Origin of the sequence: Bradyrhizobium sp. dw_78, from assembly GCF_018449525.1 — a bacterium.
In the GTDB taxonomy this organism is placed as follows: domain Bacteria; phylum Pseudomonadota; class Alphaproteobacteria; order Rhizobiales; family Xanthobacteraceae; genus Bradyrhizobium.
In genome coordinates, this window is the sequence record NZ_JAAVUS010000004.1 from 301,553 (window position 1) to 315,248 (window position 13,696).

At 59.4% G+C, this 13,696-nt stretch carries 11 protein-coding genes; 7 read left to right on the top strand and 4 right to left on the bottom strand.

From position 1 onward, the window contains the following. The first annotated feature begins 135 nt into the window (after positions 1-135). The 4 genes from HB630_RS13320 (at position 136) to HB630_RS13335 (ending at position 5,842) form a co-directional block, all read left to right on the top strand. Positions 136-1,458, top strand: a complete 1,323-nt coding sequence (locus HB630_RS13320; protein WP_249780835.1) for a cytochrome c peroxidase — start codon at positions 136-138, stop codon at positions 1,456-1,458. Between the two features lie 695 nt (positions 1,459-2,153). Further along, complete coding sequence (locus tag HB630_RS13325) at positions 2,154-4,166, top strand: alkaline phosphatase family protein (protein ID WP_213772706.1); 2,013 nt, start codon at positions 2,154-2,156, stop codon at positions 4,164-4,166. A gap of 309 nt (positions 4,167-4,475) precedes the next feature. Further along, the gene (locus HB630_RS13330) at positions 4,476-5,021 is read left to right on the top strand and encodes a hypothetical protein (RefSeq protein WP_213772707.1); all 546 of its coding nucleotides are present in this window, start codon (positions 4,476-4,478) and stop codon (positions 5,019-5,021) included. Positions 5,022-5,260: 239 nt separating this feature from the next. Next, a complete protein-coding gene (locus tag HB630_RS13335; protein WP_213772708.1) occupies positions 5,261-5,842 on the top strand; it encodes a PEP-CTERM sorting domain-containing protein in 582 nt (193 codons plus the stop codon). Between the two features lie 291 nt (positions 5,843-6,133). Here the strand turns inward: HB630_RS13335 and HB630_RS13340 are convergent, their stop codons facing one another. The 3 genes from HB630_RS13340 to HB630_RS13350 form a co-directional block, all read right to left on the bottom strand. Further along, positions 6,134-6,307 (bottom strand): hypothetical protein, encoded by a 174-nt coding sequence (locus HB630_RS13340; RefSeq protein WP_213772709.1) that lies wholly within the window; start codon positions 6,305-6,307, stop codon positions 6,134-6,136. A 189-nt stretch (positions 6,308-6,496) separates the two neighbouring features. Continuing rightward, on the bottom strand, positions 6,497-7,246 hold the full coding sequence (locus HB630_RS13345; RefSeq protein WP_213772710.1) for an outer membrane beta-barrel protein: 750 nt from the start codon (positions 7,244-7,246) through the stop codon (positions 6,497-6,499). 271 nt (positions 7,247-7,517) lie between these two features. After that, the gene (locus HB630_RS13350; RefSeq protein ID WP_213772711.1) at positions 7,518-8,408 is read right to left on the bottom strand and encodes a LysR substrate-binding domain-containing protein; all 891 of its coding nucleotides are present in this window, start codon (positions 8,406-8,408) and stop codon (positions 7,518-7,520) included. 120 nt (positions 8,409-8,528) lie between these two features. On the opposite strand from HB630_RS13350, the gene HB630_RS13355 reads away from it, so the two are divergent. Next, a complete protein-coding gene (locus HB630_RS13355) occupies positions 8,529-9,692 on the top strand; it encodes a mandelate racemase/muconate lactonizing enzyme family protein (protein ID WP_213772712.1) in 1,164 nt (387 codons plus the stop codon). Between the two features lie 92 nt (positions 9,693-9,784). Next, the gene (dctA, locus tag HB630_RS13360) at positions 9,785-11,062 is read left to right on the top strand and encodes a C4-dicarboxylate transporter DctA (protein WP_213772713.1); all 1,278 of its coding nucleotides are present in this window, start codon (positions 9,785-9,787) and stop codon (positions 11,060-11,062) included. A 267-nt stretch (positions 11,063-11,329) separates the two neighbouring features. On the opposite strand, the gene HB630_RS28370 is transcribed toward dctA, so the two are convergent. Further along, positions 11,330-11,437 (bottom strand): MaoC/PaaZ C-terminal domain-containing protein, encoded by a 108-nt coding sequence (locus tag HB630_RS28370; protein ID WP_249780836.1) that lies wholly within the window; start codon positions 11,435-11,437, stop codon positions 11,330-11,332. A 287-nt stretch (positions 11,438-11,724) separates the two neighbouring features. Between HB630_RS28370 and HB630_RS13370 the strand changes: the two genes are divergently transcribed. Then, positions 11,725-13,584, top strand: coding sequence for an adenylate/guanylate cyclase domain-containing protein (locus tag HB630_RS13370; RefSeq protein WP_213772714.1), 1,860 nt, complete (start codon positions 11,725-11,727; stop codon positions 13,582-13,584). The last annotated feature ends 112 nt before the right edge of the window (positions 13,585-13,696 follow it).

Here is a 13,696-nt window from a genome sequence, read left to right on the forward strand (position 1 = left end):
ACGCAGTAGGAATAACGTGATTCAAGGGCAGGTTCGGTGATGATACGGCGAGGGTTTTGGGCGATTGCGATAGTGTTCATGGCACTGCAGCCCGGCGAGATCGGCGCTTTCCCGCTTAGCGGCGATCAGACCATCTTGCCGGCGGGGACCGAACTCGCCGAGGACTCGTTCTTACGCCCGTCTGAAGTATTCCACTCCGAGACGCGCGGCGGCTTCAAATCCTACATGATCGATCTCGGCGATCTGGCGTTCAACTCACCGGATATATTGGGCGGCACTGCGGCGCGGGCGGGGATGAGCTGCGGTACCTGTCACGTCAATGGTGCCGGCAATCCGAGGTTATTTATTCCTGGCATGTCGACCCGGCCGGGAAATTTCGACACAACCGGTCCGCTGTTCAATCCCAAAGCGCACAACGGTGTGCTTGATCCGGTCCGCATCCCTAGCCTGCGTGGCGAGCGCTTTCTCGCCCCTTACGGCAATGACGGACGCATCGCCTCGCTACGCGACTTCGTCCGCAACGTCATCGTCAACGAGTTCTCCGGTCCCGAACCATCCCCGACGATTCTCGATGCTTTAGTCGCTTATATCGAGGATATAGATTTCCTGAAGAACCCGAGCCTCGACTCCAACGGCCGGCTGACGGCACAATCGAACGCGGCTGAGCGGCGCGGTGAGGCGATTTTTTCCCGGCCATTTCCGCGAGACGCGAGCATGAGCTGCGCTACGTGCCACATCCCATCAGCAGGATTCGTCGATCACAAGCAGCACGATGTCGGCTCTGGAGGTCTGTTCAAGACGCCAACGCTGCTGAACGCCGATTTTAACGGGCCATACTTTCACGATGCACGCTATGACAGATTGGATCAGGCGGTAGCGCATTTCGATCGGCTATTCGAACTCGGGCTGACGCCACAGGATCGTTCCGACCTCATCGCCTATATCACGGCCGTTGGTGACGGCGTGGTGCCCTTCGACCGCGAGGGCGTGACGGGACAGCTCAAGGAGATCAATGACTTTGCTTCCGTGCTCGATTTCGCCATTCCGGCCCACGATTCCGCCGTCATCGATCTCGCGGTCAGCACCATTGGCCAGGAGCTCCGCGATCTGACCGAGAAATTCCCGGATCGCCGAGACCCGACCGTAACCGATGGTTTGAAGGAGCGCCTCGCCGCGCGCGCGGTGCTGAAGGATGTGGTGATCCGATTCCGGCACATCGGGATTGCGGCAGCGGCGGGTCGTTTCGACGAAGCGGAAGCGGAATATAATGTCTATCGTCAGCTGTCCGTCATTGCCTTGCCGACACTGCTGGCGACCGCTCAACAATGGTCGCTCTTCAATCCGGCGGTTCACAGGGCACACTACACGGCACTGTGGCAAAGACTCCGGCAAACCCAAAAGCCGACGCAAGTTTCGGCTGTGCCGGCCAATGCAGCGACCGAAACCACGACCAAATAGGCTCGGCTCAGGCCGATCACTGGTCGGCACGGCACCGGAGCCTTCCCGTTCTGACGGAATCAGAGCCGAAGCCCCAATGTTTTTTGGCGCGTTTTCCTGACGCGAACCGATATCCACCCCGCTATCCAAGTCTGGGGCAGGTTTTCGCTCGAAAACGCTCCAAGCGCGTTGAGGCCGAGATAATTGGAGCATGGTCCGGAGAAGAGTGCAGCGGGTTTCCCTCGCGACAAACGCGGAACACGTTTGCGCGGAGATCATGCTCAATCAGCTGAAGTGCGATAATTATTCTCCTGGTCCTATCGCGACCCCATCGCGCTTCAGTTATCGCGCTGCGACTCTCGGCTTGAGCATGATTCCCACCCAAGCGATTGGCGGGCCGAATCATATTTACACGCACTGATGAATGCGATCCGTACTGCGCAGCGCAGGATTGTCACTCGTCGCGAACGGCTTTGCTCTTGCCATGTGGAAAGCCGCGTTTCGAACGATCGCAGGGCAACGACCCACTAGTCGGAGGACGGATCTAAGAAAGAACGCAAAAAAAGAAACGAAAGTCACTGTGACTAAGCTGCAGTTTTAGAATTTCCCCAACAAAATAAATTCGTCTTCCAAATTTTACAAAAACCAAGGGCCTGCGTCATATTGACCTGCAATGAGGTCACTGTCGAAAATTTTTTTCGCAGGGATAAAATAACATGAACCTCTTGAATTTAGGTCGCCGCCAAAACTGGCAGCTGACTACTACCCTCTGCACGTCGGTGTTGACGGGATCGTTGCTTTGCATCGCACCTGCCGCCATGGGCGGCGCAGTTGATTCGGTCGCGGCGGTGAACACCGCAACTCCGATCAAGCGCGTCATCATCCTGGTCGGCGAGAACCGTGGCTTTGACCACACCTTCGCCACCTACACGCCCAAGGGCCAGGGGCAGACCATCAGCAACCTGCTGTCGAAAGGCATCGTCAACGCTGACGGCAGCCCGGGCCCGAACTACTCGCTCGCCCAACAATATTCGGTCGCGCCGCAGCCGACTTACTATTTCGGTGCGCCGAATATCGCCAAGACCCCGTACAACAATTCCTCCAACCCGATGCCGCAGCCGACCACTGGCGGCGCGCCCTCAGGTCCGAACGCCTTTTATCCTTACGGAGTGGGATACTCCGCGCCGTTCTATGGACCGGACCAGGATTCGAATTGGAACCTCGAAGCGCAGCTGGTCTCCTCGGAGGATCCCGACATCAAGGCCAGCCAGTTTAATTTGCTGAGCGAGGGGGCGACCAACCTGCCCCAAGGCGTACTCGACACCCGCATCCCCGGCGCAGGCTCGCTCTCTGGACCTTTCCCCCTCCAGGGACCGAACATCAGCGAGCATGACTACGCTGGCGACATGACTCACCGCTTCTTCCAGGCTGCTCAGCAGCAGGATTGCAGCATGGAGAATGCCACCGCCGCCAACCCCACCGGCTGTCTGAACGACCTGTTCCCGTTCACGGAGCTCGCGACGGACCAGACCTGGGCTCTGGGCAACCCGATGGGCTTCTTCAACATGGCTCAAGGGCAAGTGCCATACTTCAAGAGCCTCGCCGACCGCTTTACGCTGAGCGACAATTTTCATCAGTCGTTCCTCGGCGGCACCTACCCGAACCACATGATGCTCGTCACCGGCGACGCGCTCTACTGGACCGATGGCAAAGGCAATGCGACGACTCCGGATCCGAGCTTGGTCGCCAATCCGAATCCGCAGTCGAAACCAACAGATGCGTTTGCGATCAATAACTTCATCAGCGACCAGAACTTGGTGAACTGCGCCGACACCACCCAGCCGGGTGTGGCACCGATCGTCAATTATCTGACGAGCTTGCCGTACCGCGTAAAATCGAATTGCGAAGCTGGTCACTACTACCTGATGAACAACTCCAACCCAGGGTATAATGCGAACGGCACCCTAAGCGGCAGTGTTCCGCCGTCGCCGTTGCGCAGCATCGGTGACGAACTGAACGAGCATAACCTCACCTGGGCCTGGTTCGGTGCGGGCTTGAAGGACGCCGCCGCGGCGGCGGACTTGAACGAGCAGCCTTATACCGATCCTGCGCATGCGTGGGGCCAAGTCTATTGCGCGATCTGTAATCCGTTCCAGTACCTGAGTTCAGTCATGAGCGACCCGGCGCAACGGGCCGCACACATGAAGGACACTCGTGATCTGATCACCGGTATCCAGACCAACACGTTGCCCTCGGTGTCATTCGGCAAGCCGGACGGCTATTTGGACGGTCACCCGCAATCGTCGAAGATCGATCTGTTCGAAGTCTATGTGCAGAACATTCTCGCCGAACTTCAGAAGAACCCGCGCATGCTGGCGGAAACTGCCGTGTTCATCACCTGGGATGAAGCTGGTGCCGAATACGACTCGGGCTTCGTGCAGCCGATCGACTTCTTCGGCGACGGATCTCGCATTCCGTTGCTGATCCTGTCGCCCTATTCGGCCGGCGGCATTGTCCACCACGCCTACGGTGATCATGTATCGCTGATGAAGTTCATCGAGCGCAACTGGTACATGACGCCGGTGACCAACCGTAGCCGTGACAACCTGCCGAACCCGGTGAGCACTCCGGCCAATCCGTACGTGCCCACCAACATGCCGGCCATTGACGACTTGTTCGATGCGTTCAACTTCAACGTTCCGCCGACGGTGCCGAACTATCTGCCGTAAGCGGACATTACCGACATATCGTCGGGATCATTGAAACGGTCCCGACGACACCAACGCTACGGCGCTGGGTCAAGCCTTACGGCATGACCCAGCGCCGACTGCGTGAGCGACCGAAATTGATCAAGGTAGACGTGCATGATTTCAATTCACAAGTCTCGCAGCCGCATATCGAGAACGACTTCGACGGCTATCAGTCTGACCACCGCAATGTTCGTCGCCGTGCTGGTCGCGAACGTTGCATCAGCGCAGCAATTTTCCGCGGAACTCTCGCGGCGGGACGCCGACGGCCAGATCGGCAAGGGACGGCTGTTGGTCGCGGACGACAAGATCCGCATCGAGGCGCCCGACCTGCAAACCGGCTTTTTCCTCGTCCGTACCGATGCCAAGACTTCTTATTTTGTGCAGCCGGACCGACGGGTCTTCATGGATGCGCGGCAATCCAGCGTTTTGACCGAACTTCTGGTGCCGATCGACCCGGATGCACCGTGTCTGCAATGGCAGGAGATGGCCCAGGTCTCGGGGAGTGCAGCTGGCGGTGCGGCGTGGCGATGCGATCGCATCGGCGCCGAGACGCACGATGGCCGTACCATCGTGAAATACGATATGACCTCGCCGCGCGGCAGGCGCTATTCAAGTTGGATCGACCCGCGACTCCGATACGTAGTGCGGATCGAGGCCTATGATGGCAGCACGACCGAATTGATAAATGTGCAAGAGGCGCCGCAGCCCGATAGCGCGTTCATGATTCCCGGGAGTTTGCGAAAATTCGATCCGGCCCAACTTATGGAGATGGTGAAACACAGCGACGTCTGGGTTGACCCGGCAAAGGACTCGAGAGCTGTGCCGTTGAAGTGAGACTTCCGGCGCGTCGGCGGTCTGGCTTCACACCTCGCGTGTAGTGACAGCATTATCAATTCCACCGTCGTCACGCTGCCGACAAGTCGATGTCGCAACACGGTCTTGAAACATCCTTAACAATACGTTGATGGCCCGCAAAGGAGTCAGCAAAACGCATGGTGAGTTGACTTGGTATCGCTCAATCGGGCGAGCATTGGTCAAAAGTCGCGCGGGCCTCTAACAAACTTGGAGCTCTAATGTCTGTTAAGTTTTTTGGAATTGCTGTTGCCGCCGCTCTTTCCGTCGGCACGCTAGCGTCGAAAGCCGAGGCTTCGGTTTTCGACATCACCTACACTTCGAGCAACGTGACGTTGGACTTGGTTGCCAATGCGACGCTCGACGCGAACGGCGTTGACTACGACATCACCAATGTCAGTGGCACGGTGCTGTCCGGCGCTAACACCTATACGGTCGACGGACTTCTTGGCGTCACCGGCACCGCCGGCAATGTCCAGACGTCTGGCAACACTTTCTCCTTTGATAACGTCATCAGCAATGTCGGCGGTGTATTGCAGTGGACCGGCGACGGCCTCGCCATTACCGCTGGCCCGTCGGACTATGTGTACAACCTGTTCAGTGACTCGTTTTACGGCCTCAACAATGCGATGCTGACTTCGGATCCTAACGCTGGACCATTCGGCTCTTTTGAGGAAACTCTCGGTGTCGGCACGATTTCCGCGGTTCCCGAAGCTTCGACGTGGGCGATGATGATCCTCGGTTTCCTCGGACTTGGTTTTCTCGGATACCGTCGTCAAACAAACTCCGCGCGTTATGCATGAGCCTGATCCCGCCTGACCAACCTCTTGCTGGGCCCCGCCTATGGCGGGGCAAAGCCGGGAAGTTCGGCATCTGCGGGAACAACGTCATGAAGTCTCCTTGGGGTACCGCCAGGAATCCTCAAGGGGACCGTAACGGAAGTTGAGTTCAAACATCTTAATGACGCGACTGGAATCGAGCAAAAGCAGCGCTCCGGCTGATCCTGTGCCCTGTCCTGGCGATGTCGATCTTGTTGCACGAGAAAATCTGGGCGCGATGACCAGGCTTCTGCTGACGACGGAAGAACGGCCGCGTCAGTGCGCAGGCTTGCACCCGTTGTCGCGTTCGATCAGCGCAGTGCCCTTGTCGAGGTCACATTCTTTGGCGAGGCAGATCGCCCGGCACTGCGCCTGCTCCAGCTCATCGTTATAGGATTCCCGCCTGCCGCCGACGCAAGCGCCGCCATTCGTGATCAAACACGAAGTCATTTCATCAGCCCCAAGATCTGATCCGAGAGCAGTCTGGTTGACAGCCTCTCAAGCGAATCATGCAATCTAGGGATTGGATCGCGCCTGCGAGGGTGATTCTTACCCATCTCGTCGACGCTGCAAAGGAAGCCCGAACAAAAAAGGGCCGACTCAAAGAGCCGGCCCTTGCAGCGTGCTGTTCCGAATTACTCAGTATTTGGCAATCACCGGGCCACCCCAACGATAGTTCAGGCGGACCAAGCCGATATCGACATCCTGATGAACACGAACGGTATCCGCGATGCCGCCAAAGGCGTCGTTCAACGTAGCGTCGTGGTTATCCAAGAAGATATGGTTATATTCGGCGCCAATCGACCAGTTCGGCGCGAAGCCAACTTCAAGACCAGCCCCGACCGTCGCACCCCAGCGCGCTTCAGTGGCGGACCCAAAGGTCGTACCGGCGAGTGGGTCATATGCGTCATACTTGTCGTCCACGACTGCGGCACCGCCCTTCACATAAACGAGGACGTTGTTCCAGGCATAGCCGACCTGTCCGGTGATAAGCCCAAACGCATCGATACGGGTACGGTCGGTCAGGCCGCCGAGCGGATTGCCACCAATCGGGGTAGTGTTGCTGCCGGAAAAGTCGGCCCAGTTGCCCTGGCCTTCGAGGCCGAACACAAAATTGGCCGACTGCCAGCGATAGCCGATCTGGCCACCAACGGTCCCGCCGGTCGCGTCATGGCTGCCTTCCGAACCAAAGCCGGCGAGATCCCAAGACGTGTGGCTGGTGCCGCCGCCGCCATTGATACCGATGTAGAAACCACTCCAATCATACGCGGCCTGAACTAGCGCCGGCGCCTTGGTATAGGGCCGCGCGGCCAAGTCGGCCGCGCTGGCCGGCATCGAAAGTCCCAGCGTCATCCCGCCGAGCGCAACAAGCAAAAAATTTTTCTTCATCTAATTCCCCTGCCGCGCGCCCCGCTAAAGCTTAGACCATCGGCGGGTGCGCCTTGTCCGACGGACCGCTGCATATAGCGTGACTCCCGGCCATATGCCTGTAGCGCAGCGGCCACAGCCGCAACCTATAATAGACCTGACCGAGCGCAGAGAGACGCCGAGCCATAGCACAACAGGCAGCAGCCCCCTACCCCACCACCTTCGAACTTGTTCGACTTCGGCAGACCATGGGCGAATGGTGCGTTCGGAGCGCGATCGCATTTGGTACGGGTCAGCTGCCCCGCCGCTGCGCGAGCCTCCACATCTCCTCCGCCTTCGGCGTGAGCCGCATCTGCGGCCTGAATAGCTGCACTTCGATCGGCACCTCCCAGGACGCATCTGCAAAAGGCAGGAGCCGGCCGGAAATCAGATCGTCCTCAACCAGCGTCGCGGGGAGCCAAGCCACACCACGCCCGTCCAGACACAACGCCCGCAGCGAGCCTGCCAGATCCGCCGTCAGTACCGGCGCGGTAAGCAGCCGAGGCAGTCGCGCGCCGATCACGCCGCGCAGGATACGTCCGAGTCCCGAGCCGCTGCCATAGGCGAGCAGCGGCGCCTCCGCGAGCAGCGCGGCCTGCGTTGCCATCAGGCTCGGTGCGACGCACGGAATCAGCCGGTCTTTCGCGACCAGAGTAGATTCAAACTCGGTGGTCGGCAGACGGAGCGGAATCTCGTCATGCACATGGCAGAGCAGGAAATGCGCCCGCCCGTCCAACAGCAGCGTTTCGACTGCGTTTAGCGTGTCAGAAGCGAGGTGTACGCAGCAGATGAGTCCATCGGCCTCCAGCCGCTTCAGCCAGCCGGGAAAAAAGATCAGCGAGAGCGCATGCGTTGCCGCAATTCGGATCGTCGCCACCTCCGCCGCCGCAACCTCCCGTATATGTGCGCGTGCATCGGCGATACGCCGGATCAGCATCGCCGCCAGCGGCTGAAATTCCCGCCCGGCCGCTGTTAACTGGACAGGCTGTGCGGCGCGATCAAACAACGTGACCCCGGCCCACTTCTCCAGCGCGCGGATGCGGCGGCTGAAGGCTGGCTGCGTGAGATTTCGGACCTCGGCGGCGCGTGAGAAATTCCCGGTGCGGCACAGCTCAAGATAATCCTCAAGCCAGATCAGTTCCATGGTCCGTTCCCAAGCACATGACAAAGCCCATGCCGTTTACGCCTTGGATGATACGAAATCGGCATTGGCATCGCTTGCGGATCGGGCGCCACATCCGCATCCCAAATTTGGAGGGTCACCTTGCGTATCGTTGAAATCCGTGAACGGACTTACCCCATCGCCTCGCCCATCGCCAATGCCTACATCGATTTCAGCAAGATGACGCTGAGTCTTGTGGCGATCGTCACGGATGTCATCCGGGATGGCAAGCCGGTAGTAGGGTACGGCTTTAACTCCAACGGCCGCTACGGCCAGGGCGCGCTGATGCGCGAGCGCTTCATCCCCCGGCTCATGGAGGCCGAGCCGGCGAGCCTTCTGAACGACGCCGGCAGCAATCTGGACCCGCACAAGATCTGGGCCACCATGTTTCGCAACGAGAAACCGGGCGGCCATGGCGAGCGTTCGGTGGCAATCGGCACGATCGACATGGCGGTATGGGATGCGACGGCGAAGATCGCCGGCCAGCCGCTGTTCCAATATTTGGCCGATACACATGGCCGCACGGCCAACCCCAGGGTCTTCGTCTACGCCGCCGGCGGCTACTACTACCCCGGCAAGGACAACACCAAGCTCAAGGACGAGATGAAGGGTTACCTCGACCGCGGCTATACGGTGGTGAAGATGAAAATCGGCGGCGTGCCGCTGAAGGACGATCTTGGCCGTATCGAAGCCGTGCTCGGCATGCTGCCCGCCGGCTGCAGGCTGGCGGTGGACGCCAACGGCCGGTTCGACACCAAGACCGCCATCGACTACGCCAAGGCGCTTTCGGCTTACGATCTGTTCTGGTACGAAGAAGCCGGCGATCCGCTCGATTACGAATTGCAAGCCGAGCTCGCGCAGCATTACGCAAAGCCGATGGCGACGGGCGAAAACTTGTTCAGCCATCAGGATGCCCGCAATCTCATCCGCTACGGCGGCATGCGCAAGGACATCGACTGGCTGCAGTTTGATTGCGCCTTGAGCTACGGGCTGGTCGAATATCTCCGCACGCTCAAGATGCTCGATTCCTATGGCTGGTCGGCGTCGCGCTGCATCCCGCATGGCGGACATCAGATGTCGCTCGCGATTGCAGCCGGACTCGGCCTCGGCGGCAACGAATCCTATCCCGACCTGTTCCAACCCTTTGGCGGCTTCCCGGACAGCGTCCGGGTGGAGAACGGCCACGTCACCTTACCGCCGCTGCCCGGCATCGGCTTCGAGGGCAAAGCCGATCTCTATAAGGTGATGTCCGAACTCAGCGCCTGAAACATACGCTTCATAATATCCCGGCGCCGCATTCCGCGGCGCCGGCTCCCACGTCCGCTCATAAAAATACCAAATCACAGGAAGGAAACGCCATGTCGGCGATACCAGTTGAAAACGCAGTGGCGCGCAAACCCATCCTCGGCCCGCTCTGGCTGCAGGTTCTCATCGGCGCCATTCTCGGTATCGTATTCGGCGTCGTCGCTCCACAGGCTGCCGCAGAAACCGCATTTCTGGCAGAGGGTTTTGTAAAGCTTATCCGGATGCTTCTCGCGCCGGTTATCTTCCTCACCGTCGTCGTCGGCATCGCGCGCATGGGCAATTTGCGCGAGGTCGGGCGCGTCGGCATCAAGGCGATCATCTATTTCGAGGTTCTGTCCACGGTCTCGCTCGTCATTGGTGTGCTTGCAGCGGAGATCGTGAAGCCGGGGGCCGGATTACATGTCGACCCGCACTCGCTCAACGCGGATCTGGTCGCAGGCTACGCGCATTCGGCGGAACAGATGACCTTGCAGAGCTTCCTGCTCAACCTCATTCCCTCCAGCATCACCCAGGCCTTCGCGCAGAACAACATGCTGCAAATCATCGTTTTCGCCGTGTTGTTCGGCATCGTTTTGTCGCAGATCCAGCAGAAAGTGCAGCCGCTGCTGAACATCTTCGACCAACTCATGATCGCACTGTTCGGTGTCGTGCGTGTCGTCATGTATCTTGCACCGATCGCGGCTTTCGGCGGCATGGCCTTCACCATCGGCAAATACGGTCTCGGCAGCGTCGTGGCGCTCGGCGAGTTCGTGCTCTGCTGTTACGCGGCGTCCGCACTGTTCGTCATTGTCGTGCTCGGTCTTGTGGCGCGCGCCGTCGGCGTCAGGCTGTTCTCTCTCCTTCGCTATCTGCGCGAGGAACTGCTGATCGTGTTCAGCACCTCGTCGTCCGAGGCGGTGCTACCGCAAGTTATGGAGAAGCTCGAGGCAATCGGGTGTCCACGCTCCATCGTCGGGCTTGTCGTTCCGGCGGGCATTACCTTCAACGCGGACGGCACCGCGATCTATCTCTCGCTTGCCGCCCTGTTCATCGCACAGGCCACCGGCACGTCGCTGACCTATACGCAGGAAATTGTCATCCTGCTGGTGCTGATGCTCACCTCCAAGGGCTCGGCCGGGGTCGCCGGCGCGGGCTTCGTCACGCTGGCGGCGACGCTTGCGACAATGAACACGATCCCGCTCGCCGGTATCGTTCTGCTGCTTGGCGTGGACCGCTTCGTGAACCCGCCACGCGCACTTATCAACGTGATCGGCAACAGTCTTGGTACCATCGTCGTCGCGCTTTGGGAGAACGATTTCGAGCGCGCCAAGGCGGGAGACATCATGCGCTAGAGCACGATTCGGACCCGAAGGGCCGCGTCAGCGCAAAGTGGAAACCGGCTTTCCCTCGCGACAAACGCGGAACGTGCTTGCGCAGGAAGATCATGCCCAAACAAAAAGCCAGAGAGGGATGACGATTCGAAGAAAAGTCATCCCGCTCTAGCTACCAGGCATCACGGCCAACGCAGCCGCAGCACGGCTGCGGTGATATCCTTCCCACACTTGGCAAGAAACGACGATGATCGGTGCGGGGCAGCTGGGTTCCCAGCACGATCGAGATCAGCAGCGCACCGCACTGCCCCATATGCCATGCGCCACCACCTTGTGAAACATGTCGCTTCTGGCAAACATATTGTCCAGATGGGTCGAATTGACGTCTCCCGACATGATCGCGAACAGTTCGATATCCCTGCGGGTGAGCCGTTCGGACCAGGCTTGCCGCGTCGCCCAGCTCGATATCGGCGGACCGATGCGTGCATTTCGTCACTCCGAAATGTGATAGCCCGCATCGACATATTCGATCCCGCGCCGGTCAGCGTCAGGTAGGCTCCGCAGCTTCACGCCGGCGACGGCTCCCAGCCGTTTGTAAGGATTAGCAATACTTTGCTGGGATTTATTGGCCGCGTCGGTCACCGGGAAGCATTGTCACCAGCTACCTGGACCCAATTCCAACATTGGTCGAGCCCGCGCGCAGTCTGGATGCTTTGATAGATTTTGGCTTGAAAGTTCAAGATTTGGAGAACCCTTTGATCGACAGGCGGGTGGAAAGGCGGCTGGCCGCCGTAATGGCAACGGATGTCGCCGGTTATAGTCGGCTCATGGGCGCCGATGAAGAGGGTACCCTCAGCAAGTTGAAAGCACTCAGAAAAGCGCTCGTCGATCCCAAGATCGTTGAGCATCGAGGTCGCGTCGTCAAGACCACGGGCGATGGCATGCTGGTTGAATTCGCCAGCGCGGTGGACGCAGCGAGGTGCGCGGTCGAGATTCAGCGCGATATGGCCCTGCAAAATATCGATGTGCCCCAAGACACCCGGATCGAATTTCGTATCGGCGTTCATGTCGGCGACATCATCATCGATGACGATGATATTTTCGGCGACGGCGTCAACATCGCAGCCCGCCTCGAGGGAATCGCGGAGCCGGGCTGCGTCTGCATCTCGGATGACGCACACCGGCAAATCCGCGGCAAGGTCGATTTCTCCTACAATGATATGGGCCTGCAGGCACTGAAAAACATCATCGAGCCAATGCGCGCCTGGCGTATGCAGCTTGGAAGTGACGCCGGTTCACTGCTTCCATTGGATTCTTTCGCGGCACCAGTTCAAGCTCTCGCCCTTCCCGATAAACCTTCGATTGCTGTTCTTGCATTTCAGAACATGAGTGGTGACGTCGAGCAGGAATACTTTGCCGATGGGATTTCCGAGGACATCATCACTGCGCTTTCCAAATCGCGTTGGCTCTTCGTGATCGCTCGGAATTCCAGCTTCACCTACAAGGGCCACGCCGTCGATATCAAGCAGGTCGGCTGTGAACTCGGAGTGCGTTATGTGCTCGAAGGTAGCGTCCGAAAGGCCGGCAATCGCCTTCGCGTCACCGGACAGCTTATTGAGGCCGCCACCGGGACTCATTTGTGGGCAGAGCGATACGACCGTGCCCTCGAAGACGTTTTCGCGGTTCAGGACGAGATCACCCACAGCATCATCGGCGCTATCGCGCCGGGTATCCTGGCCGCCGAAATCCAGCGTTCGCAAGGCAAGGAAACGGCTGAACTCGGCCAATGGGAGCGCCTGATGCGCGCCCATTGGCATATCCGGCGGTTTACACGCGACGACTCCAAAGAGGCGATTGGCTTGCTCGACGAATTGCTACGGCAGCAGCCCGAACACGCGTTGGCACTCGCCGATCTCGCCTTTTCGCTGCACTTCGCCGCACTCTTCGGATGGACGGATTCCCCCGCTGAAGCTAGGACGCGGATGAGCGAGACGGCGCGCCGCGCCGTAGCATCCGACGAACAGAACGCGGCGGCTCATACGTCGCTCGGCATTCATGAGCTGTTCTCGGGCCAGCACGACAACGCCATGCGGCGGTTGCTGCGGGCGATCGACCTCGAGCCGAACTCGACCTTCGCGCGCGGATACCTGGGTACCGCTTACGCATTTGCCGGGGAATGCGATCCAGCGATTCAAAATCTGCAGGAGGCCATACGACTTAGCCCACGCGATTTCCTGATGGTCGTGTGGTTCACCGTAAGCGCCTGGGCGTATTTGAGCGCCGGCAAATTCGAACAAGCGGCGGAGTGTGGGAATCGCGCGATCGACTGCAATCCGGCGTTTCCAGACGCCCACGGCACGTTTGCTGCGGCCTCGGCTCACCTGGGGAACGAAGCCGACGCGCGTGCCGGTCTCGACGAATTCATGCGTCTGATGCCCGGGCTGACGCTGGGAGATGAGCGCCTGATACGGCCGTTTCGCCGCCCGACCGACCGTGAACGCTTTCTAGACGGTCTGCGTAAAGCCGGTCTTCCGGAGAAATAGCATATATCCGCTGTTGAAATCCCGGCGACCTTCCACTAGCGCGCCGAGGCCGGCGCGGCCTGTCTGCCCACTGGGCAAAAGTCGCCCCTGAGCGGTCCGGCTCTGGAGCTTC